At 72.2% G+C, this 19,822-nt stretch carries 19 protein-coding genes; 9 read left to right on the top strand and 10 right to left on the bottom strand.

All coding sequences use genetic code 11. From position 1 onward, the window contains the following. Position 1: 1 nt before the first annotated feature. Both serB and ABZ721_RS21570 read right to left on the bottom strand, forming a co-directional pair. Entirely contained in the window at positions 2-1,264 is a 1,263-nt protein-coding gene (gene serB / locus ABZ721_RS21565; RefSeq protein WP_358790256.1) for a phosphoserine phosphatase SerB, read from the bottom strand. Between the two features lie 123 nt (positions 1,265-1,387). Next, complete coding sequence (locus ABZ721_RS21570; protein WP_358790257.1) at positions 1,388-3,052, bottom strand: streptophobe family protein; 1,665 nt, start codon at positions 3,050-3,052, stop codon at positions 1,388-1,390. A gap of 199 nt (positions 3,053-3,251) precedes the next feature. Here ABZ721_RS21570 and ABZ721_RS21575 point away from each other — a divergent pair, with 199 nt between their 5' ends. Next, positions 3,252-5,804 carry an FHA domain-containing protein gene (locus ABZ721_RS21575; protein WP_358790258.1) on the top strand — a complete coding sequence of 851 codons (2,553 nt, stop codon included), beginning with the start codon at positions 3,252-3,254 and terminating at the stop codon, positions 5,802-5,804. Positions 5,805-5,882: 78 nt separating this feature from the next. On the opposite strand, the gene ABZ721_RS21580 is transcribed toward ABZ721_RS21575, so the two are convergent. The 3 genes from ABZ721_RS21580 to ABZ721_RS21590 all read right to left on the bottom strand — a co-directional run bounded on the left by ABZ721_RS21580 (position 5,883) and on the right by ABZ721_RS21590 (position 8,705). Further along, complete coding sequence (locus tag ABZ721_RS21580; RefSeq protein ID WP_358790259.1) at positions 5,883-6,638, bottom strand: transglycosylase SLT domain-containing protein; 756 nt, start codon at positions 6,636-6,638, stop codon at positions 5,883-5,885. Positions 6,639-6,939: 301 nt separating this feature from the next. Beyond that, positions 6,940-8,010, bottom strand: coding sequence for an S-adenosylmethionine:tRNA ribosyltransferase-isomerase (locus ABZ721_RS21585; RefSeq protein WP_358790260.1), 1,071 nt, complete (start codon positions 8,008-8,010; stop codon positions 6,940-6,942). After that, positions 8,007-8,705: an SDR family oxidoreductase gene (locus ABZ721_RS21590; RefSeq protein ID WP_358790261.1), complete on the bottom strand. Its 699-nt coding sequence runs from the start codon at positions 8,703-8,705 to the stop codon at positions 8,007-8,009. Before ABZ721_RS21590 ends, ABZ721_RS21585 begins: the two co-directional genes overlap by 4 nt. A gap of 168 nt (positions 8,706-8,873) precedes the next feature. Here ABZ721_RS21590 and ABZ721_RS21595 point away from each other — a divergent pair, with 168 nt between their 5' ends. Together ABZ721_RS21595 and ABZ721_RS21600 are read left to right on the top strand one after the other, a co-directional pair. Further along, positions 8,874-10,028, top strand: coding sequence for a GAF domain-containing sensor histidine kinase (locus ABZ721_RS21595; RefSeq protein ID WP_358790262.1), 1,155 nt, complete (start codon positions 8,874-8,876; stop codon positions 10,026-10,028). Beyond that, positions 10,021-10,689: a response regulator transcription factor gene (locus ABZ721_RS21600; RefSeq protein ID WP_358790263.1), complete on the top strand. Its 669-nt coding sequence runs from the start codon at positions 10,021-10,023 to the stop codon at positions 10,687-10,689. The genes ABZ721_RS21595 and ABZ721_RS21600 overlap by 8 nt, the downstream gene beginning before the upstream one ends. Before the next feature lie 23 nt (positions 10,690-10,712). Here ABZ721_RS21600 and ABZ721_RS21605 read toward each other — a convergent pair whose 3' ends face one another. After that, positions 10,713-11,498, bottom strand: a complete 786-nt coding sequence (locus ABZ721_RS21605; protein WP_358790264.1) for a hypothetical protein — start codon at positions 11,496-11,498, stop codon at positions 10,713-10,715. A gap of 99 nt (positions 11,499-11,597) precedes the next feature. Here ABZ721_RS21605 and ABZ721_RS21610 point away from each other — a divergent pair, with 99 nt between their 5' ends. The 4 genes from ABZ721_RS21610 to ABZ721_RS21625 all read left to right on the top strand — a co-directional run bounded on the left by ABZ721_RS21610 (position 11,598) and on the right by ABZ721_RS21625 (position 14,873). Continuing rightward, positions 11,598-12,389, top strand: coding sequence for an ABC transporter ATP-binding protein (locus ABZ721_RS21610; protein WP_358790265.1), 792 nt, complete (start codon positions 11,598-11,600; stop codon positions 12,387-12,389). 141 nt (positions 12,390-12,530) lie between these two features. Then, a complete protein-coding gene (locus ABZ721_RS21615; RefSeq protein WP_358790266.1) occupies positions 12,531-12,953 on the top strand; it encodes an NfeD family protein in 423 nt (140 codons plus the stop codon). 128 nt (positions 12,954-13,081) lie between these two features. Beyond that, positions 13,082-14,056 (top strand): SPFH domain-containing protein, encoded by a 975-nt coding sequence (locus ABZ721_RS21620; protein ID WP_358790267.1) that lies wholly within the window; start codon positions 13,082-13,084, stop codon positions 14,054-14,056. 49 nt (positions 14,057-14,105) lie between these two features. After that, on the top strand, positions 14,106-14,873 hold the full coding sequence (locus ABZ721_RS21625; protein ID WP_358790268.1) for a sulfite exporter TauE/SafE family protein: 768 nt from the start codon (positions 14,106-14,108) through the stop codon (positions 14,871-14,873). A 97-nt stretch (positions 14,874-14,970) separates the two neighbouring features. Here ABZ721_RS21625 and ABZ721_RS21630 read toward each other — a convergent pair whose 3' ends face one another. From ABZ721_RS21630 to ABZ721_RS21640, 3 genes are all read right to left on the bottom strand, one after another. Then, complete coding sequence (locus tag ABZ721_RS21630; RefSeq protein WP_358790269.1) at positions 14,971-15,474, bottom strand: HNH endonuclease; 504 nt, start codon at positions 15,472-15,474, stop codon at positions 14,971-14,973. 441 nt (positions 15,475-15,915) lie between these two features. Then, complete coding sequence (locus ABZ721_RS21635) at positions 15,916-16,455, bottom strand: YbhB/YbcL family Raf kinase inhibitor-like protein (protein ID WP_358790270.1); 540 nt, start codon at positions 16,453-16,455, stop codon at positions 15,916-15,918. Between the two features lie 83 nt (positions 16,456-16,538). Next, positions 16,539-17,321, bottom strand: a complete 783-nt coding sequence (locus ABZ721_RS21640) for a sporulation protein (protein ID WP_358790271.1) — start codon at positions 17,319-17,321, stop codon at positions 16,539-16,541. A 101-nt stretch (positions 17,322-17,422) separates the two neighbouring features. Here ABZ721_RS21640 and ABZ721_RS21645 point away from each other — a divergent pair, with 101 nt between their 5' ends. Then, positions 17,423-18,085, top strand: coding sequence for a DNA-3-methyladenine glycosylase (locus ABZ721_RS21645; RefSeq protein WP_358790272.1), 663 nt, complete (start codon positions 17,423-17,425; stop codon positions 18,083-18,085). 94 nt (positions 18,086-18,179) lie between these two features. Then, entirely contained in the window at positions 18,180-19,439 is a 1,260-nt protein-coding gene (gene tyrS, locus ABZ721_RS21650) for a tyrosine--tRNA ligase (RefSeq protein WP_358790273.1), read from the top strand. Between the two features lie 202 nt (positions 19,440-19,641). Here tyrS and ABZ721_RS21655 read toward each other — a convergent pair. Further along, the coding region (locus tag ABZ721_RS21655; protein WP_358790274.1) for a hypothetical protein at positions 19,642-19,822 on the bottom strand (181 nt) is incomplete at its 5' end.

The raw sequence follows: 19,822 nt of genomic DNA on the forward strand, positions 1-19,822 counted from the left end.
CTCACGCGTCCTGGGCGGACTCCGTCGGGGTGCCGTCCAGCGCGTCGGCCGCCTCGACCTCTTCCCGCGTGATGCCCAGCAGGTACAGGACCGTGTCGAGGAACGGCACGTTGACCGCGGTGTCGGCGGCCTCCCGGACCACCGGCTTGGCGTTGAACGCCACCCCCAGCCCCGCCGCGTTCAGCATGTCCAGGTCGTTCGCCCCGTCCCCGATCGCGACGGTCTGGCTCAGCGGCACCCCGGCCTGCTCGGCGAAGCTGCGCAGCAGCCGCGCCTTGCCGGCCCGGTCCACGATCGGCCCCGTCACCCGGCCGGTGAACTTCCCGTCCACCACCTCCAGGGTGTTGGCGGCCGCGAAGTCCAGCCCCAGCCGCTCCTTGAGGTCGTCGGTGACCTGGGTGAAGCCGCCCGAGACGACCCCCACCTGGTAGCCGAGCCGCTTGAGGGTGCGGATCAGGGTGCGGGCGCCCTTGGTGAGCCGGACCTCGGCGCGGACCTTGTCCGCCACCGACTCGTCCAGCCCCGCCAGCAGCGCGACCCGGGCGTGCAGCGACTGCTCGAAGTCCAGCTCGCCGCGCATCGCCGCGGCGGTGACCTCCGCGACCTCCGCCTCGCACCCGGCGTGGGCGGCGAAGAGCTCGATCACCTCGTCCTGGATGACGGTGGAGTCGACGTCCATGACCACCAGCCGCTGCGCCCTGCGGTGCAGCCCGGCCGGGACCACCGCCACGTCCACCCCGCGCGCGGCGGCCTCCGTGGCCAGCGCGGAGCGCAGCGCCAGCGGGTCGGCGCCCGAGACGGCGAACTCGACGGCCGTGACCGGGTACTTGGCGAGCCGGAAGATACGGTCGATGTTGCCACCGGTACCGGTGATGCAGGCCGCTATGGCGGCGGTCGACTCGGCGGTCAGCGGGTGGCCCAGGACCGTCACGTGGGAACGTCCCTCACCGCGCGGCCGGTTGTCGCCGATGCCCGAGATGATCTCGGCCTGCATCTTGATCGACTCGGACCAGCTGTGCACGGTGGAGCGGAGCTCGCCCTCGGCGCCGGGGACGGCCGGCGCGGTCACCAGCGCGCACAGCACCATCCGGCCCCGGGTGACGACCTGCTCGATGTCGATGACGTCCACGCCGAAGGCGGCGAGGGTGTCGAAGAGTCCGGCGGTGATGCCTGGACGGTCCTTGCCGAAGATCTTGACGAGGAGGGTGGGCGCGTCCGCGGAGGGAACGGCGGCGACAGGGAGGGGCTGCGTGGCGTCGTTCATGGTGACACCACCGTATCCGGCGCCCTCGAGGACACGACGAGCCGTCCCGCGTGGCGGACACCCATCCGGACCTGCGGGTACCCAATGACCGGAATGCCCGCCTCTGGTGCCCGGCGCGGCCGCCTACCGGCGGCGGGGCGGGGCTCCCGGCGGGGGCGGGGGTTCGCCCGGGGGGTCGGGCCACTTGTCGCCGCCGCTGCCGCGGCGCGGCGGCGGAGGGGGCATCGGCGTGCCGGCCACCGTCTGGGCCGCGTGCGGCGAGTCGCCGCCGGAGCCGCCGGAGCCCCCGGAGCCGCCGCCGGAGCTCGCGGACCCGGCCGGCTGCTTGTACGGGTTCGGTTCCTCGGCCGGCCGGTAGACCGGGCTGGGAACGTACGGACCCGGCTCGTAGGCGATGGACGGGTACGTCCGCGCGGAGTCGCCCGCCGCGCCCCGCCCGTCCGGGGCGCGTCCCACCGCGAGCGGCGCCGCCCGCCGCCCCGCCGCGCCGGTCGCCAGCGCCAGCAGCGCGCCCGCGCCGCCGGCCCCCGCGCCCCACAGGGCGCCCAGCAGCAGCGCCCACGGGACACTGCCGTGCAGCTCGATGCCGGCCCCGACGGCGTCGAAGCCGAAGACCGACAGGTTCGCGTTGACGGAGACGCCGGTGAGCCACACCAGCAGCGGGAACGTGAGCGCCGCCACGGCCGCCAGCCGCAGGGCGCAGCGCCCCACGTACCCGGCGCGCGGTCCGCTCCCCAGCGGGGTGCGGGTCGCGGTGAGCGCGCCCGCGGTCAGCATCATCAGCGCCACCGCGACCGGCAGCAGCCAGACCCGGTCGTCCAGGTCGGCGAGCCGGCCCAGCGTGATGGGCTCGTTGACGCCGTCGCTCAGCAGTTGGTCGATCGGGCTGGGCAGCAGCTTGGCGAGTTCGCCGGTCGCCACGCCCTTCCACTGGACGAACAGGCCCAGCGGCACCGCCAGCCAGACCCCGTTGGGCGCGCCCAGCAGCGCGGCGCCCATGATCCGGCCCGGCTCGTCCCCGGTGACGGCCGCGTACCCGGCGGCGGCGAACCCCGCCGCGACCGCGAGCACCAGCACCCCGCACAGCGCCGAGACGGCGGGCCGCACCACCCGGTGCACCGCCTGCCAGCCCGGCGGCAGCGGTGTGCGGCGGGAGGCGAGCAGCGCGATCAGCAGCACCGCCAGCACCCAGACCAGGCCGCGCAGCAGCGTGGGCACGGTGTCGACATGGAAGCCCACCGACGTCTTGGCCTTGATCAGGCCCTGCAGCCCGTCGGAGAGCCCGCTGCCCCCGATGCCGGGCAGGTTGTCCAGCATGCCGCCGCCGCCCGGCGAGTTGCCGAGGGAGGCCCCGTCGAGGGCGATGGTGTCCTGGCCGGCCCAGGCCAGCCCGCCGAGCAGGGCCAGGAAGAGCGCCGCGACCGAGGCCACCCGGGCGGCCAGTTCGCGCACCGGGACGACCGCCCCGGCCTTGCGCAGCGACCGCAGGAAGACCCAGGCCAGCAGCAGCGCGCCCACCAGGGCCACGCCCAGCGGCATGACGCCGATGGCGCCCTGCGTCCCCATGCCGTCCATCCCGAACACGGCGACGTCGCCGGAGGGGCTGACCCGGCCGCCCGCGGCCATCGCGACCACCGCCGCGGTCATGGGGCCGAGCGACCCGGCAGCGTCCGCCCCGAGTAAGTGCAGTCCGAGCGCCGCGGTGCCCGTCATGGCCAGAAACGCCCAACTCACAGCCGCTACGGCGGAGAGCAGTACGCTCAGCCAGGGCGTGGTCCTAGCGGTCATCCCGGCCCCCCGAGGTCGTGTCCTTGGGCGGTTACTACTCTCCGGTGGCATTTGCGCACAGTCAACGCTGCCGGCGGGCGTTCTTGTCGGAGGGCGGGTTCCGGTTCGACTGCCGGGCCTGAAATAGTTCCTCCCGATGTTCGCAATCCCTAGACTCCCCGCATGGGGAAATACCGGGGGACAACTTTTGGGGCTTGGGGTGCCTGAACTCGTACTCGAATTGAACGGTCAAACCTGGACGCTCGATCCATCCAGGTCGTACAGCCTCGGGCGGGATCCGCAGGGAGACATGGTGTTCGACGACGCCAGGGTCTCCTGGCGGCATGCCACCATCCGCTGGGGCGAGCGCAGTTGGGTCGTCGAGGATCTCGGCAGCACCAACGGCACCTATGTCCAGGGCCAGCGCGTCCACCAGATGGAGGTCGGTCCGGGCTCCGCCGTCAACCTCGGCAACGCGACCGACGGCCCCCGTCTCAACTTCAGTGCCGGGCAGCACGTGGGCGCGGACCTCTACAGCGCGGAGACGTCGCTGGCGCAGCCGCAGCAGGCACCCGCGGGCCGCGGGGCATCCGCCCCGCAGCCGGCTCCGCCCTACCAGCAGCCGCACCAGCCGCCTGCCCAGCAGCAGCGGCCCCCGCAGCCGCAGCAGGGCGGCTGGAACCAGCCGCCGGCGGCGCAGGTGCCGCCGCAGCAGGGCTGGCCGCAGCAGCCGCAGGGCGGGCACCAGCAGCCGCAGGGAGGGCAGCAGCACCGCAGCCCGACCACGATGCACCACATCTCGCTCAACCAGGTCACCAAGATCGGCCGTGCGCTCGAGAACGACCTGGTCGTCTCCGACCTCCAGGTCTCCCGCTTCCACGCCGAGTTCAAGGCGAGCCCGGACGGCCGCTTCGAGATCGTCGACCTGGGCAGCCACAACGGCACCTACGTCAACGGCCAGCCGATCCAGCGCCACCTGCTGGGCCCGAACGACATCGTCGGCGTCGGCCACTCCACCTTCCGGCTGGCGGGCAACCGCCTCGAGGAGTTCGTCGACACCGGCGAGGTCTCCTTCTCGGCCCGGCGGCTGACCGTCACGGTCCCGCAGGGCAACACCACGAAGACGATCCTCAAGGACGTCTCCTTCGGTGTCCCGGAGAAGTCGCTGATCGGCGTGATCGGCCCGTCCGGTTCCGGCAAGTCCACGCTGCTGCGTGCGCTGACCGGCTACCGCCCGGCCGACCAGGGCGAGGTGCTGTACGACAACCGGAACCTGTACAAGCAGTTCGCCGAGTTGCGCCAGCGCATCGGGCTGGTCCCGCAGGACGACATCCTGCACAAGGAGCTGACCGTCCGCAAAGCACTGCGGTACGCGGCCAAGCTCCGCTTCCCCGGTGACACCGCGACCGACGAGCGCAACCACCGGATCCAGGAGGTGCTGCAGGAGCTCAAGCTCGACATCCACGCGGACAAGCGCATCACCTCCCTGTCGGGCGGTCAGCGCAAGCGGGTCTCCGTCGCGCTGGAGCTGCTCACCAAGCCGTCGCTGATCTTCCTGGACGAGCCGACCTCCGGCCTCGACCCGGGCATGGACCGCGACGTCATGAAGCTGCTGCGCGGCCTCGCCGACGACGGGCGCACGGTCCTGGTGGTCACCCACTCGGTGGCCGAGCTGGCGCTGTGCGACAAGCTGCTGGTGATGGCGCCGGGCGGCTCCGTCGCCTACTTCGGCCCGCCCGAGGAGGCGCTCAACTTCTTCGGCTACGAGACCTGGGCCGACGTCTTCTCGGCGTTCGAGAACTACCGCGACTACGACTGGTCGGGCCGCTGGCACGGTTCGCCGCACTACCAGATGTACGCGGCCGACCTGGACGCCGCCCCGCAGTCCGCGGCGGTCGTCCCGCAGATGGCCACCCGGCCGCCGAAGCCGCAGAGCTGGGGCTCCCAGCTGCTGACGCTGGTGCGCCGCTACCTGTCGGTGATCGCCTCCGACCGCGGTTTCATCGGGCTGATGTTCATCCTGCCCGCGGTCCTGGGCGTGGTCAGCGTCGTCATCCCGGCCGACAGCGGGCTGGGCTTCGGCCCGGAGAAGGCCCACCTGATCAACAAGGACGCGGGCACGATCCTGCTCATCCTCGCCGTGGGCGCCTGCTTCTCGGGCGCCGCCAACTCGGTGCGAGAACTGATCAAGGAACGGGTGATCTACGAACGGGAACGGGCCACCGGCCTGTCCCGGTCCGCCTACCTGATGTCCAAGGTCATCGTGCTGGGCCTGATCACGGCCCTGCAGGGCGTGATCATCTGCAGCATCGGATTCGCCCCGCGGGCCATGCCCGTCGAAGGCGTGATCTTCAAGAGCTCGCCGGCGATCGAGATGACGCTGGGCGTCATCGCGCTCGGCTTCACCTCGATGATGTTCGGCCTGATCATCTCGGCCCTGGTGAAGACCGCCGAGAAGACCATGCCGCTGCTGGTGATGTTCGCGATCGTCCAGGTCGTCTTCACCGGGGTGCTCTTCCAGCTCTACGACTCGATCGGCGTGGAGCAGTTCGCCTGGCTGATGCCCGCCCGCTGGGCCGTCTCGGCCCTGGGCACCACCGCCCAGCTGAACGTCCTCATGCCGTGGGACGCGGCCAACCCGGACCAGCTCTGGGAGCACACCGCCAGCCAGTGGATCATCGACATGGGCGTGCTGGTCGTGCTCGGTGTCATCTGCGGCATCGTGGTCTCGCGGCTGCTGCGCCGCCACGAGCCGGAGGTCATGCGCAAGTAGCGCGCAGGACGTGGAACGCCGAAGGGCGGCCGTACCCCGGTGGGGTGCGGCCGCCCTTCGGCGTCGCGTGCCGGTCGCTCAGTAGGCCGAGTCGACGTTGTCGATCGAGCCGTAGTTCGCGGCCGCGTAGTTGCACGCGGCGGTGATGTTGGCGACCGGGTCGTAGATGTCCATCGAGGTGCCCTCGACGTGGTACGCCTGGAACGTCGGGTCGATGACCTGCAGCAGCCCCTTGGAGGGTATGCCGGCGGCGGCGTTGGAGTCCGTCAGGTTGATGGCCTGCGGGTTGCCGGTCGACTCGCGCATGATGTTGCGGTAGATGCCGTCGTAGCTGCCCGGGATGTTGTGGGCGGCCATGACCGACAGCGACTCCTTGATCCAGCCGTCGAGGTCGTTCGAGTACGTGACCGCGGCCGGGGCCTTGGTCGCGGCCTTCTCCTTGGCGGCGAGGGCCTTGCGCTCGGTGGAGCGGTTCGCGGCCTGCTCCTCCTGCTTGCGCTGCGCGGCCGCGTCGGCCTTCTTCTTGGCCGCGGCGGCGTCGTCCGCCTTCTTCTTCGCGGCGGCGTCATCCGCCTTCTTCTTGGCGGCAGCGGCGTCGTCGGCCTTCTTCTTCGCGACGGCGGCGTCGGCCTGGGCGGCGATGCTCTGCGGGTCGGCGGTGCTGACCTTGGCGAAGGCGGAGGGCTCGTTGGCGGCGGCCAGTGCCGTTCCGTCGGATCCCTGGACACCGGCGGTGATGGCCAGGACCGTCAGGGCGGCGGTCGCGGTGCCTGCTACGGCGAAGGAGTGCACCTTGCTCAGGCGGCCGAGCTTCGGGAGCGTCGGGAACTGCATGCGGAGTTACCTCTTCCATTTGCGGACTCCGGCATTGATAGCTGGGTAAAAACCGCAGGGCAAAGAGGTCCATTACTAACGAATGTCGTAGTTGCACCATCAACCGATGTGCTCGTTCACGGGCGTCCTGCACGCCGGGGGCACCCTTCCGGCGTACTAAGCGGCTTCGTAAGTGACGTGGGTCCTATCGGGCAGGTCACACGGCACCACCCCCGTCACGACGGATCGTCATGGCGGGGGCGCACAGGGTGACGGCCTGTTCGCGGGCCTGCCGGGCGCGGACCGAACCGGCCGCCGGGCCCTACGGGAGCAGCAGGTTCACATCGCCGAACTCGTGCCACAGGTAGCGGCCGCGCACGGCCTGCGCGTAGACCCGCTCCAGCAGCGCGGCGCCCGCCACCGCCTCCAGCATCAGCAGGTGGGAGGCCTCCGGCTCGTGCAGCCCGGTCAGCAGCCCGTCCACGGCGCGTACCCCGCGTTCCGGGGTCAACACCAGGTCCGTCCACCCCCGTGCGGCCCGGACCGTGCCCCCGCCGTCGGCCGCCGACTCCAGCGCCCGGACCGCCGTCGTCCCCACGGCGACGACCCGGCCCCCGCCGCTGCGGGCCGCGTTCACCTGCCAGGCGGTGCTCGGCGACACCTCGAACCACTCCGGGTACGGCGGCTCGTGGGTCTCCGCCGAGGCGACCCCGGTGTGCAGGACGATCGGCGCGATCTGCACACCCCTGCTGACCAGGGAGGTCACCAGCCCGGAGGTGAACGGCCGGCCGGCGCTCGGCATCTCCGCCGAGCCGAGCCCGTCGGGCGACGGCACCGAGAACACCGTCTGGTAGGCGGCGAGCGGCTGGTCCCGCTCGGTGTACGCGTACCGGATCGGCCGGCCGTGCCGGTGCAGGTACGCCGCGGTGTCCGCCATCGACGGCCGCGCCAGCCACATCCGGTCGCCGCGCGGCGACAGCGGCCCCTCCAGCACCAGCCGCTCCCCGCCCGGCAGCTCCACGACCGCCCCGGCCGGGCCGCCGGGCCGCGGCACGGTCGTGCCGCGGTCGTCCGGTGTCCGCACCTCGACGGCCCAGCGGCCCGCCACCCCCGCGCCGGCGGGCCCGGGATCCTGGCGGGTCGAGAAGTGCACGGTCACCGCCTCCCCGCCGATCCGGCCGTCGACCGCGGCCGGCAGCGTCCGCGAGGTGTTCACGACCAGGACGTCACCCGCCCGCAGCAGCGCGGGCAGCTCCCGGAAGGCGTGGTGCGACACCTCGCCCGCCGCCGCCCGCCCCACCAGCAGCCGTACGCCGTCCCGCCGCTCGGCCGGAGCCCGCGCCGACAGCTCGGGCGGCACCCGCAGCCCCCGCAGCCCTGCCACGACGGTCACCGCGCGTCCAGCAGCGCCGGAGCGGTGTAGCGCCCGCTGGGCGCCTCCTCGTCCAGCAGGCGCAGGAAGGCCGGGGCCACGTCCTGCGGCAGCGGCCGGCCCGACGGGTCGTCGTCGGGGACGGCCGCCGAGTACAGCCCGGTCCGCAGGTCGCCCGGATCCACCCACCACACCCGCACCCCCGGCTCCTCCACCGCCAGCACCGCGGACAGCTGCTCCAGCGCGGCCTTGCTCGCCCCGTAGCCGCCCCACGTCGCGTACGCCTCCACGGCCGCGTCGGAGCTGATGTTCAGCACCGCGCCGCCCGCCGCCCGCAGCAGGGGCAGCGCCTCCCGCACCAGTCCCAGCGGCGCCACCACGTTGGTCTCCAGCGCGGCACGCAACCCGTCCACCGAAAGCTCCGCCAACGCCACCAGCGGCTCGGCGCCCAGCGCGCTCGCGTTGTTCACCAGCAGGTCGAGCCCGCCGAAGGCGCGGGCCGCCGCCACCAGCGCCGTCCGGTGGGCGGCGTCGGTGACATCGCCCGGCACGGCCGCCACCCGCCCCGGGCCCTCCCGTTCCAGCTCCGCCGCCGCGCTCTTCAGCACCCCCTCGGACCGCCCGTCGAGCACCAGGTCCCAGCCGCGCCGGACCAGCTCGCCGGCCACCGCCCGGCCCAGTCCCCGCGACGCCCCCGTGATGATCGCAACCGACATCGTCGTCCCACCCTCCGAGCCGCCGCCGGACCCGGTGCCCGACGGCTGCCTTCACCGTAGGAACACCGCCGTGGCCGGCGCGTCGGTCCCGCGCCGCAGCTGAGGGGGCACTTCGCCCTAGGTCCCCGGCCCGATCCGCCGGGGTCGCGGCGCCGGTAGGTTGACGTCATGGTCAACCGGTCGCCCCGAGGCGGAATCGAAGCGGTCAGCGCCGCGGTCCTGGCGATGAGCCGGCACCTGGAGGTGCACGAGGTGCTGCAGACCATCGTCGCGTCCGCCCGCGAGCTGCTCGGCGCCGAGTACGCCGCGCTCGGCGTGCCGGACGACCACGGCGGGTTCGCCCAGTTCGTGGTCGACGGGGTGACCGACGAGCAGTGGAAGGCCATCGGCCCGCTGCCCCGCCAGCACGGCATCCTCGCCGCGATGCTCCACGAGGCGACCCCGCAGCGGCTCGCGGACGTCACCGAGGCCGACTGCTTCGGGGGCTGGCCGCGCGCCCACCCCGACATGACCGACTTCATCGGCATGCCGGTCGTCGACGGCGACGAGATCCTCGGCGCGATCTTCCTCGCCAACAAGGCCGGCCCGAGGACCGGGCCCGCCGGCGAGTGCGCCTTCACCCAGGAGGACGAGACGCTGCTGCGGACGCTGGCCGCGCACGCCGCCATCGCCCTCACCAACGCCCGCCTCCACGAGCGCGGCCGCGAACTGACCCTGGCGCGGGAGCGGGCGCGCATCGCCCACGAACTGCACGACGCGGTCTCCCAGAAGCTCTTCTCGCTGCGCCTCACCGCCCAGGCCGCCGCCGCCCTGGTCGACCGCGACCCGGCGCGCGCCAAGGAGGAGCTGAAGCAGGTGGCGGCGCTCGCCGCCGAGGCCGCCGAGGAGCTGCGCGCCGTCGTGGTCGAGCTGCGGCCCGCCGGACTGGACGAGGACGGCCTCGTCGCGACCCTGCGCACCCAGGCCGAGGTGCTCGACCGGGCCCACGCGGCCCACGTCACCTTCACCTCCTGCCACGTCAAGGCGCTGCCCGCCGCCCAGGAGGAGGCGCTGCTGCGCGTCGCGCAGGAGGCGCTGCACAACGCGCTGCGGCACGCCGGCGCCGCGACCGTGAGCGTCTGCCTCACCGGCCGGGGCAAGGCCGTGGTCCTGCGGGTCCGCGACGACGGGCGCGGCTTCGACCCGTCCGCCGTGCGCCGCGCCGGACGCCACCTGGGCCTGGTCTCCATGCGCGACCGGGCGAGCGGCGCCGGCGGACGGCTGACAGTGGAATCGGAGCCCGGCAAGGGCACCGTCATCGAGATGGAGGTGCCCGGTGGCTGAGTCACAGGGACAGGGCCGCATCCGCGTGCTGCTCGTCGACGACCACCAGGTGGTGCGCCGGGGCCTGCGGACCTTCCTGGAGGTCCAGGGCGACATCGACGTCGTCGGGGAGGCGGGGGACGGCGACGAGGGCGTCACCCGCGCCGAGGAGCTGCGTCCCGACGTGATCCTGATGGACATCAAGATGCCCGGCGCCGACGGCATCTCCGCCCTGCGCAAGCTGCGCGAGCTGGGCAACCCCGCCCGGGTGCTGATCGTCACCAGCTTCACCGAGCAGCGCACCATCGTGCCCGCCCTGCGGGCGGGGGCCGCCGGCTACGTCTACAAGGACGTGGACCCCGAGGCGCTGGCCGGCGCGATCCGCTCGGTGCACGCCGGCCACGTACTGCTGCAGCCGGAGGTCGCCGACGCCCTGCTCTCCCAGGAGTTCCCCGGCGCCGGCCAGGGGCGCGGCAACGCCCTGACCGAACGGGAGCGCGAGGTGCTGACGCTGATCGCCGACGGGCGCTCCAACCGGGAGATCGCCCGCGCGCTGGTGCTCTCCGAGAAGACCGTGAAGACCCACGTGTCGAACATCCTGATGAAGCTCGACGTCTCGGACCGCACCCAGGCCGCGCTGTGGGCGGTCAGGCACGGCATCGGAGCCCCGCCCGACGCCTGACCGCCCCACCCGGCCGGAACGGCTCAGGCCCGCCGCTCCGACTCCTCCACGTACGCGTTGTACGCCGCCACCTGCGCGCGCCGGGCGGTGCGCTCCACCGGGCGCAGCAGCTCGGCCCGCGCGGCGATCTGCGAGGCGCTGACCGCGCCCCCGTGCCCGTCGGACGCGATGGCGACCAGGGCGCCGACCCGCTGCGCCAGCGCCAGCACCCGCACCGCCCGGGGCGGGTAGCCGGGCGCCAGCAGCTCACGGCCGCGCTCCGCACGCTCCCGGTACGCCTCCAGGGCCGCCTGCGCGGCCGGACCCGCCCCGGCCACGTCCAGCCGGGTCAGCGCCTCGGTGGTGTCCCGCAGCGCCTCGGCCAGCTCGCGCTCGGCCTCGCCCAGCGAGGGCACGTCGGCCGGCGGGCCCTGCCGCACTTCCAGGCACCGCCACTCCACCTCCACGTGCACGTCGCCGCGCGGCCCGGCCTCCGTCACGTCGGGCACCAGGCCGAGCGCGGGACCGCCGACCGCGATCACCGCCTCGCCCGCGGCCAGCGCCCGCGCGTTGAACTCGGCCGGGCCGCTGAGACCCAGCGGGTGGCCCGGCGCGGGCAGGGCGATCCGCAGGCCGGTCGTGCCGAGCGCGCGCAGCCGGCCCAGCCCGAGCGTCAGCCCCACCGGCCCCCTCTCGCCCGGCAGTCCGGTCATCCGATGGATCGCGTCGTCGCCCAGGATCTCCTGGGCGACATCATCCGGTGCGGCAAGTCCGGCAAGCAGGGCATTTCCCCACGCCGCCAGCCGTCCTGATCGAGGTTCGTCAAGCATCCCCCCAGCCTAAGGAGTGGACCGCCCGACGCGTGGCGTAGGTTTTCCCTTGGGGCCATGCCCGTGACAACCGAGACTGCAATGGGAGACAACGCGCTCATGAGCGATGTGCTGGAGCTGGTGGACGTATCGGTGGTCCGCGACGGACGGGCTCTGGTGGACCAGGTCTCGTGGTCGGTCAGTGAGGGCGAACGCTGGGTGATCCTCGGGCCGAACGGCGCGGGCAAGACCACCCTGCTCAACGTCGCCTCCAGCTACCTCTTCCCGACCACCGGCACCGTCCAGGTGCTCGGCGAGAAGCTCGGCAGCGTCGACGTCTTCGAACTGCGCCCCCGCATCGGCATGGCCGGCGCGGCCATGGCGGACAAGATGCCGCGCTCCCAGACGGTCCTGCAGACCGTGCTCACCGCCGCGTACGGCATGACCGCGCACTGGCAGGAGAGCTACGAGCAGGTCGACGAGGACCGCGCCCGCGCCTTCCTCGACCGGCTGGGCATGTCGGAGTACCTGGACCGCAAGTTCGGCACGCTCTCCGAGGGCGAGCGCAAGCGCACCCTGATCGCCCGCGCCATGATGACCGACCCGGAACTGCTGCTGCTCGACGAGCCGGCCGCGGGCCTGGACCTCGGCGGCCGCGAGGACCTGGTGCGGCGCCTGGGCCGGCTCGCCCGCGACCCGATCGCCCCCTCCATGATCATGGTGACCCACCACGTCGAGGAGATCGCCCCCGGCTTCACCCACGTCCTGATGATCCGCCAGGGCAAGGTCGTCGTGGCGGGCCCGGTCGAGCTGGAACTCACCTCGCGCAACCTCTCCCGCTGCTTCGGCCTCCCGCTGATCGTCGAGCGCCGGGGCGACCGCTGGACCGCCACGGGCCTGCCGCTGGGCTAGCCGAGCGGCGCCCCGCCGGGGGACGGAGCCACAACACCCCCCGGCGGCCACCCTGTTCGTGCTTCCCCGCGCCGGTCCCGCGCCCGTTCCCGCACCCGGTAGGCCTGTCACAGATCACCTCCGCGCCCCTACGATGGGGAGGTGGACCCATGGTTGTGGTGGCTGATCGCCGCCGTAGGACTCGGTATACCGCTCGTGATCACGACGATGCCCGAATTCGGGATGTTCGCGGTCGGCGCCGTCGCGGGGGCGATCACTGCCGCGCTCGGCGGCGGGATCGTCCTCCAGGTCGTCGTCTTCGTGATCGTCTCGGTCGCGCTGCTCGCCGTCGTCCGCCCGATCGCCTACCGGCACCGCACCCAGCGGCCCGAACAGCGCACCGGGATCGACGCGTTGCGGGGCCGGCAGGCCGTCGTCGTCGAACGGGTCGACGGCAGCGGCGGGCGGATCAAGCTCGCCGGGGAGATCTGGTCGGCGCGCGCCCTGGACGAGGAGCGGAGCTTCGAGCCGGGCGAGAAGGTGGACGTCGTGGAGATCGACGGGGCGACGGCCGTCGTCATGTGACCCGACCGTCCGACCGAAGGGCCGCCGCGGCCGTGCTCCGGGAATTCGCCGAACCCGAGCGCACCGCCGCAGTGGTCTGCGAGAATTGATCATGTCGTAGTACGTCCGCAAACGGCGCGGGAGTGGACATGCAGCCGATCATCATCGTCCTGATCATCCTGGTGGTGCTCGTCTTCGTCGCGCTCATCAAGACGGTCCAGGTCATCCCCCAGGCGAGTGCCGCCATCGTCGAACGGTTCGGCCGCTACACGCGGACCCTGAGCGCGGGCCTGAACATCGTCGTCCCGTTCATCGACACCATCCGCAACCGCATCGACCTGCGCGAGCAGGTCGTGCCGTTCCCGCCGCAGCCGGTGATCACCCAGGACAACCTGGTCGTCAACATCGACACCGTCATCTACTACCAGGTCACCGACGCCCGCGCGGCGACGTATGAGGTCGCCAGCTACATCCAGGCGATCGAGCAGCTCACCGTCACCACGCTCCGCAACATCATCGGCGGCATGGACCTGGAGCGGACGCTGACCTCCCGCGAGGAGATCAACGCGGCGCTGCGCGGGGTGCTCGACGAGGCCACCGGCAAGTGGGGCATCCGCGTCAACCGCGTCGAGCTCAAGGCGATCGAGCCGCCCACCTCCATCCAGGACTCGATGGAGAAGCAGATGCGCGCGGACCGCGACAAGCGCGCCGCGATCCTCACCGCCGAGGGCATCCGGCAGTCCCAGATCCTCACCGCCGAAGGTGAGAAGCAGTCCTCCATCCTGCGCGCCGAGGGTGACGCCAAGGCCGCCGCGCTGCGCGCCGAAGGTGAGGCCCAGGCCATCCGCACGGTCTTCGAGTCCATCCACGCGGGCGACCCGGACCAGAAGCTGCTGGCCTACCAGTACCTCCAGATGCTCCCCAAGATCGCCCAGGGCGACGCCAACAAGCTCTGGATCATCCCCAGCGAGCTGAACGACGCGCTCAAGGGCCTCGGCGGCATCGTCAACCTCCCCGGCGCCCCGACCAACGGCGGCGGCGGGCTCAGCGGCGCCAACGGCAACGGCGGCGGTGGCGACGACCCGGCCCCGCGCCGGGAGACCCCGCGCTTCGACAAGGACTGAACCTCGGGCATGATCGGTGTATCCGACACCGGTCATCGAGGGGTACAGCGTGACGTTCTGGGAGGCTCTCGCCGTCTTCGCGGCGGGCATCGGCGCCGGCACCATCAACACCATCGTCGGCTCCGGCACCCTCATCACCTTCCCGGTGCTGCTCGCCGTCGGCCTCCCGCCGATCACCGCGAACGTCTCCAACGCGCTGGGCCTGGTCCCGGGTTCGCTCAGCGGCGCCATCGGCTACCGCCGGGAACTGCGCGGCCAGCGCCGGCGGATCGTGCGGCTCGGCGGCACCGCCCTCGCCGGCGGGCTCGCCGGCGCGATCCTACTGCTCACCCTGCCGTCCGACGCGTTCGACGCGATCGTCCCCGTGCTGATCGGACTGGCCCTGGTGCTGGTGGTGCTGCAGCCCCGGCTCGCCCGCGCCATCAAGGCCCGCCGGGAGCGCGACGGCACCGAGGTCCCCACCGACGGCGGCCCGCTGCTGCTCATCGGGCTCTTCCTCGCCAGCATGTACGGCGGCTACTTCGGAGCCGCCCAGGGCGTGCTCTACCTGTCGCTGATGGGCCTGCTGCTCCACGACGACCTGCAGCGCATCAACGGGGTCAAGAACGTCCTGGGCATGCTCGTCAACGGCATCGCCGCCGTGTTCTTCCTCTTCGTCGCCGACTTCAACTGGGCCGCCGTCGGCCTCATCGCCGCCGGCGCCACCCTCGGCGGCGTCTTCGGCGCCCGCATCGGCCGCAGACTGCCGCCGACCGCGCTGCGCGGGGTCATCGTCGCCGTCGGCATCGTCGCGATCGTCCAACTCGTCCTCAGATGACCGGCTCATGACCGGCAGGTGACCGGCCGCACCCGGCAGCGGACCCGGACGGCGGCGCGCCCGCCCCGGGCCCGCCGCCGTCCTCGGCCCACCGGGATCAGGCCGGCAGCGCCAGCCACCCCGGCAGCGCCGCGCTGTCCCTGATCCCGAGCGCCAGCAGCAGCGTGTCCGCCGGCGTCGGCTCGAACGGCTGGGCCAGCAGCCGCATCCCCGCCTGCTCGGGAGTCCGGTCCGCCTTGCGGCCGTTGTCCTCGGAACAGGCCGCGACCGTGTTCAGCCAGGTGTCCCCGCCACCGCGCGACCGCGGGACGATGTGGTCCACCGTGCTCGCCCGCCGACCGCAGTACGCGCACCGGTGCCGGTCACGCACCAGCACACCCCGCCGCGACCACGGAGCCCGTTGTCGGAAGGGGACCCGGACGTATCTGCGCAGCCTGATCACCAGCGGAACCGGAACCTCGACGGCCGCGGCCCGGATGTGCAGCCCGGGGTGCGCCTGCTCGACGTCGGCCTTCTCCTGCATCACCAGCACCACGGCACGCCGCAGCGACACCGTCGACAGCGGCTCGAAACTCGCGTTCAGCACCAGAGTCTCACGCATTGCGCCCACCCCAAGGATCCGTCCCCGCCCCATGGCGAAGTGGATCCACTGTGCCTGGCGGGACCCCCGTGGACAACGCAATTTACCTGCGGGGAAAGGGGAGTTGACGAGGTGCGCGCACGTCGGCGCGGGGGAGGGGCACGCGAGGGGGCCGGACGCCCCGGACGCTTCCCCCCGTGCGTAACGGAAGCGTCCGGAGCGTACGGCAGCCGGCGCGGGCACCGGGCGGGAAACACCCGGCTCCGACGGACGTCCGGCGTCGCGCGGGCGAGAACCACCACATCACGACGCACCGCCGCCCCCGCTACCGCGGTACCGACTGCCCGGTGATGGTGGGCCACCACCAGACACGTACCACTGTGCGATCGGGGGCGCCGGGACGCAACGCAATTAACGGGCCCCGAGCGCCCCCGCGACCCGGCGGCAGCGGGGGCGGAAGGCTCAGCTCTCGGCCGGAGCCTCGTACTCCCCGATCAGCTGGGCGCGGCCCAGCGTGTGGAAGCGCAGGTTGAAACCGACCACGGCCGGCGACGCGTCCGCGTCCGGGCCGAGCTTGTCGGTGTCGACCGCGTACACGGTGAAGACGTAGCGGTGCGAGCCGTCCCCGGGCGGCGGCGCGGCGCCGCCGAAGTCCCGCGTCCCGTAGTCGTTCCGCACGTGCAGCGCGCCCGCGGGCAGCCCCTTGAAGCCGTCACTGCCCGCGCCCGCGGGCAGCTCGGTGACGGAGGCCGGGATGTCGATCAGCGACCAGTGCCAGAAACCGCTGCCGGTCGGCGCGTCCGGGTCGTAGCACGTCACCGCGAAGCTCTTCGTGCCGGCGGGAAAGCCCTCCCACCGCAGGTGCGGTGAGGTGTTCCCGGCGGCGTACACCTGCTCGTCCTGCAGCACACCGCCCGGCGCCACGTCATCGCTCACCACCGTGAACGACGGCACCGGCGGGTGGAACTCGTGGGGGAGCGGCCGCCGCTTCTGCTCGGACACCTCGACACCTCCTGATCGCGGGAACAGCTGGGGGCCGCCGCCGGCCGGAGCCGGCGGCGCCTGTGCGGACCGAGCCTAGATCGTCAGAACCAGTTGCGCTTGCCGCCGACCTCGGCGAGCCACTGGTTCAGGTAGGCCGCCCAGTCGGTGCCCTGGAAGGACTGCAGGCCGACCGTGAACGACCGGTACGAGTCGCTGCCCTCGCCGAACAGACCCGGCTTCTTGTCCATCTCCAGGATCACGTCCATCTCACCGCCGTCCGCGATGAACGTCAGCTCCACCTGGTTCAGCCCCCGGTACTGCTGCGGGGCCCGGAACTCGATCTCCTGGTAGAACGGCAGCCGCTGCCGCGTCCCCCGGATGTGGCCCTTCTCCAGGTCCGCGGCCTTGAACGCGAAGCCCAGCTGCCCGAACGCGTCCAGCAGCGCCTGCTGCGCGGGGAGCGGGTGCACGTTGACCGGGTCGAGGTCGCCGGAGTCCACCGCGCGGGCGATCGCCAGCTCGGTCGTCACCCCGACGTTCATCCCCGACAGGTGCCGGCCGAGGAACATCGTGACCGGCGTCTCCCACGGGATCTGCAGCTCGAACGGCACCGTGTGCACGGCACCCGGCGCCACCTCGAACGCCCCGCCGAGCTGCTGCCGGTGGAACTCGATGTCCTGCTTGTACTCGTTGTCGCCGCTCTCGACCTCGACGCGGGCCTGCAGCCCGACATAGAGCCCCTCGATCCGCTGCGCCACCGAGCCGCCCTGGATGCGCACCTCGCCCCTGACGACGCCGCCCGGCACCACGTTGGGGTCGGTCAGCACCGTCTCGACGGACGCGCCACCGGCACCCATGCTGGCCATCAGCTTCTTGAAGCCCATGTTGGTCCACTCCTCATACCGGCGGTTGACTGTTTCTTTACGTTGCTACGGACTCTACGAACGCGGAACCGGGGTCAACGGTTCCAGTACCCTCGTACCGCATGATCACCGACAGCGAAAGGGTCCCGCTCACCCGGTCCTTCTTCGACCGCCCGGTCCTCGAGGTCGCTCCGGACCTTGTCGGCCGCGTCCTCGTCCGCGCCACCGCCGACGGCCCGATCGAGGTACGCCTGACCGAGGTGGAAGCCTACGCAGGACCGGTCGACCCGGGATCCCACGCGTACCGCGGCCGTACCGAACGCAACGCGGTGATGTTCGGCCCGCCCGGCCACAGCTACGTGTACTTCACGTACGGCATGTGGCACTGCCTCAACCTGGTCTGCGGCCCCGAGGGCACGCCCAGCGGGGTCCTGCTCCGCGCCGGCGAGATCATCCGGGGCGCCGACCTCGCCCGCGCCAACCGCCCCACCTCCCGCAAGGACACCGACCTCGCCCAGGGCCCGGCCCGGCTCGCCACCGCGCTCGCCGTGGACCGGTCGCTGAACGGCTCCGACGTCTGCGACCCCTACGAGAGCGTGGCGGGCGAACCGGCCGGCAGCCCGTTCCGGATCCTCACCGGCACCCCGGCCGCCGCCGGCCTGGTGCGCAGCGGCCCCCGCACCGGCGTCGGCGGCGAGGGCGCCGTCCACCCCTGGCGCTACTGGATCGACGGCGACCCCACCGTCAGTCCCTACCGCGCCCACGCGCCGAGACGCCGTCCCTGACGACCCGCCGCGAACGCGTACCCTCGGACACGCTGAACGGACGCTCCGCGACGGAGCGGGACCCATCGCACCGACCCAAGGAGACAAGAGAACCGTGACGGACATCGTCGACGAGCTGCAGTGGCGCGGGCTGATCGCCGTATCCACTGACGAGGACGCACTGCGCAAGGCGTTCGCGGACGGCCCGGTCACGGTCTATTGCGGCTTCGACCCCACGGCGCCCAGCCTGCACCTCGGCAACCTGGTGCAGATCCTCACCATCCGGCGGCTGCAGCAGGCGGGCAACCGCCCGCTGGGCCTGGTCGGCGGCGCCACCGGGCTGATCGGCGACCCCAAGCCCTCGGCGGAGCGCACGCTGAACGCCCCCGAGGTCGTCGCCGACTGGGTGGAGCGCGTCCGGCGGCAGATCGAGCCCTTCCTCTCCTTCGAGGGCCCGAACGCCGCGCTGATGGTGAACAACCTGGACTGGACGTCCGGGATGTCGGCGATCGAGTTCCTGCGCGACGTGGGCAAGTACTTCCGCGTCAACAAGATGATCGCCAAGGAGGCCGTCGCCCGGCGCCTCAACTCCGACCAGGGCATCAGCTACACCGAGTTCAGCTACCAGATCCTCCAGGGGATGGACTTCCTGGAGCTCTACCGGCGCCACGGCTGCACCCTGCAGACCGGCGGCAGCGACCAGTGGGGCAACCTGACGGCCGGCATCGACCTGATCCACCGCGTCGAGGGCGCGTCCGTCCACGCGCTGGCCACCCCGCTGATCACCAAGGCGGACGGCACCAAGTTCGGCAAGACCGAGGGCGGCGCGATCTGGCTCGACCCCGAGATGACCACGCCGTACGCCTTCTTCCAGTTCTGGCTGAACGCGGACGACCGGGACATCGCCAAGTTCCTGCGGATCTTCAGCTTCAAGTCCCGCGAGGAGATCGAGGAGCTGGAGCGCCTGACCGAGGAGCGCCCCCAGGCCCGCGCCGCCCAGCGCGCCCTGGCGGAGGAGCTGACCACGCTGGTGCACGGGGAGGCCCAGTGCACCGCGGTCACCGACGCCTCCAAGGCGCTTTTCGGCCAGGGGGAACTGGCGGACCTGGACGAGGCGACGCTCGCGGCCGCCCTCTCCGAGCTGCCGTACGCCAAGGTCACGGCGCTGGAGCCGATCGTGGACCTGTTGACCGCGGTGGAACTGGTGGCCAGCAAGTCGGCCGCCCGCCGCGCCATCAAGGAGGGTGGCGCCTACCTGAACAACGCCAAGGTGACCAGTGAGGACGCGGTTCCGGCCCCGTCCGACCTGCTGCACGGCCGGTGGCTGGTGCTCCGGCGCGGCAAGAAGAGCCTGGCCGCGGTCGAGGTCGGCTGAATCCATGCGTTTGAGCGGCGGTTGAGCTTGACTCGGCCGCCGCTCCTACGTAACGTAGTCCGAGCCGCTTGAAACGGTGAGTCCGGTTCGTCCGGATCCCGCGGGGGCGGCCACCCACTACTACGACTTCCCGTCAGGGTTGCTTTTCGGTGCGCCGAAATTCAGTCCGAATAGCTCGATTATGAGCACGGCAGGAAATCGGCTAACGTAGCGGATGCGCCGCAAGGCGAGAAACAAAAACCCGCCTCAGCGGGTGGCAGAAACGGGAAATCGGATCTGCTAAGCTGAGAAACACGAAGGGAAGCCCGGAGGGCGCCGGTGAAACGGCACCGAAGGAAGCGTCCGTTCCTTGAGAACTCAACAGCGTGCCAAAAGTCAACGCC

It is taken from the genome of Streptomyces sp. NPDC006733 (assembly GCF_040636125.1).
Taxonomy (GTDB): domain Bacteria; phylum Actinomycetota; class Actinomycetes; order Streptomycetales; family Streptomycetaceae; genus Actinacidiphila.

Bases quoted from the DNA above. Each gene is read 5' to 3' on its own strand.
- ABZ721_RS21580 (WP_358790259.1), bottom strand. From the start codon at position 6,638: ATGCAGTTCCCGACGCTCCCGAAGCTCGGCCGCCTGAGCAAGGTGCAC.
- ABZ721_RS21605 (WP_358790264.1), bottom strand. From the start codon at position 11,498: ATGCTTGACGAACCTCGATCAGGACGGCTGGCGGCGTGGGGAAATGCC.
- ABZ721_RS21595 (WP_358790262.1), top strand. From the start codon at position 8,874: ATGGTCAACCGGTCGCCCCGAGGCGGAATCGAAGCGGTCAGCGCCGCG.
- ABZ721_RS21570 (WP_358790257.1), bottom strand. From the start codon at position 3,052: ATGACCGCTAGGACCACGCCCTGGCTGAGCGTACTGCTCTCCGCCGTA.
- ABZ721_RS21620 (WP_358790267.1), top strand. From the start codon at position 13,082: ATGCAGCCGATCATCATCGTCCTGATCATCCTGGTGGTGCTCGTCTTC.
- ABZ721_RS21645 (WP_358790272.1), top strand. From the start codon at position 17,423: ATGATCACCGACAGCGAAAGGGTCCCGCTCACCCGGTCCTTCTTCGAC.
- ABZ721_RS21610 (WP_358790265.1), top strand. From the start codon at position 11,598: ATGAGCGATGTGCTGGAGCTGGTGGACGTATCGGTGGTCCGCGACGGA.
- ABZ721_RS21590 (WP_358790261.1), bottom strand. From the start codon at position 8,705: ATGTCGGTTGCGATCATCACGGGGGCGTCGCGGGGACTGGGCCGGGCG.
- ABZ721_RS21640 (WP_358790271.1), bottom strand. From the start codon at position 17,321: ATGGGCTTCAAGAAGCTGATGGCCAGCATGGGTGCCGGTGGCGCGTCC.
- serB (WP_358790256.1), bottom strand. From the start codon at position 1,264: ATGAACGACGCCACGCAGCCCCTCCCTGTCGCCGCCGTTCCCTCCGCG.
- ABZ721_RS21630 (WP_358790269.1), bottom strand. From the start codon at position 15,474: ATGCGTGAGACTCTGGTGCTGAACGCGAGTTTCGAGCCGCTGTCGACG.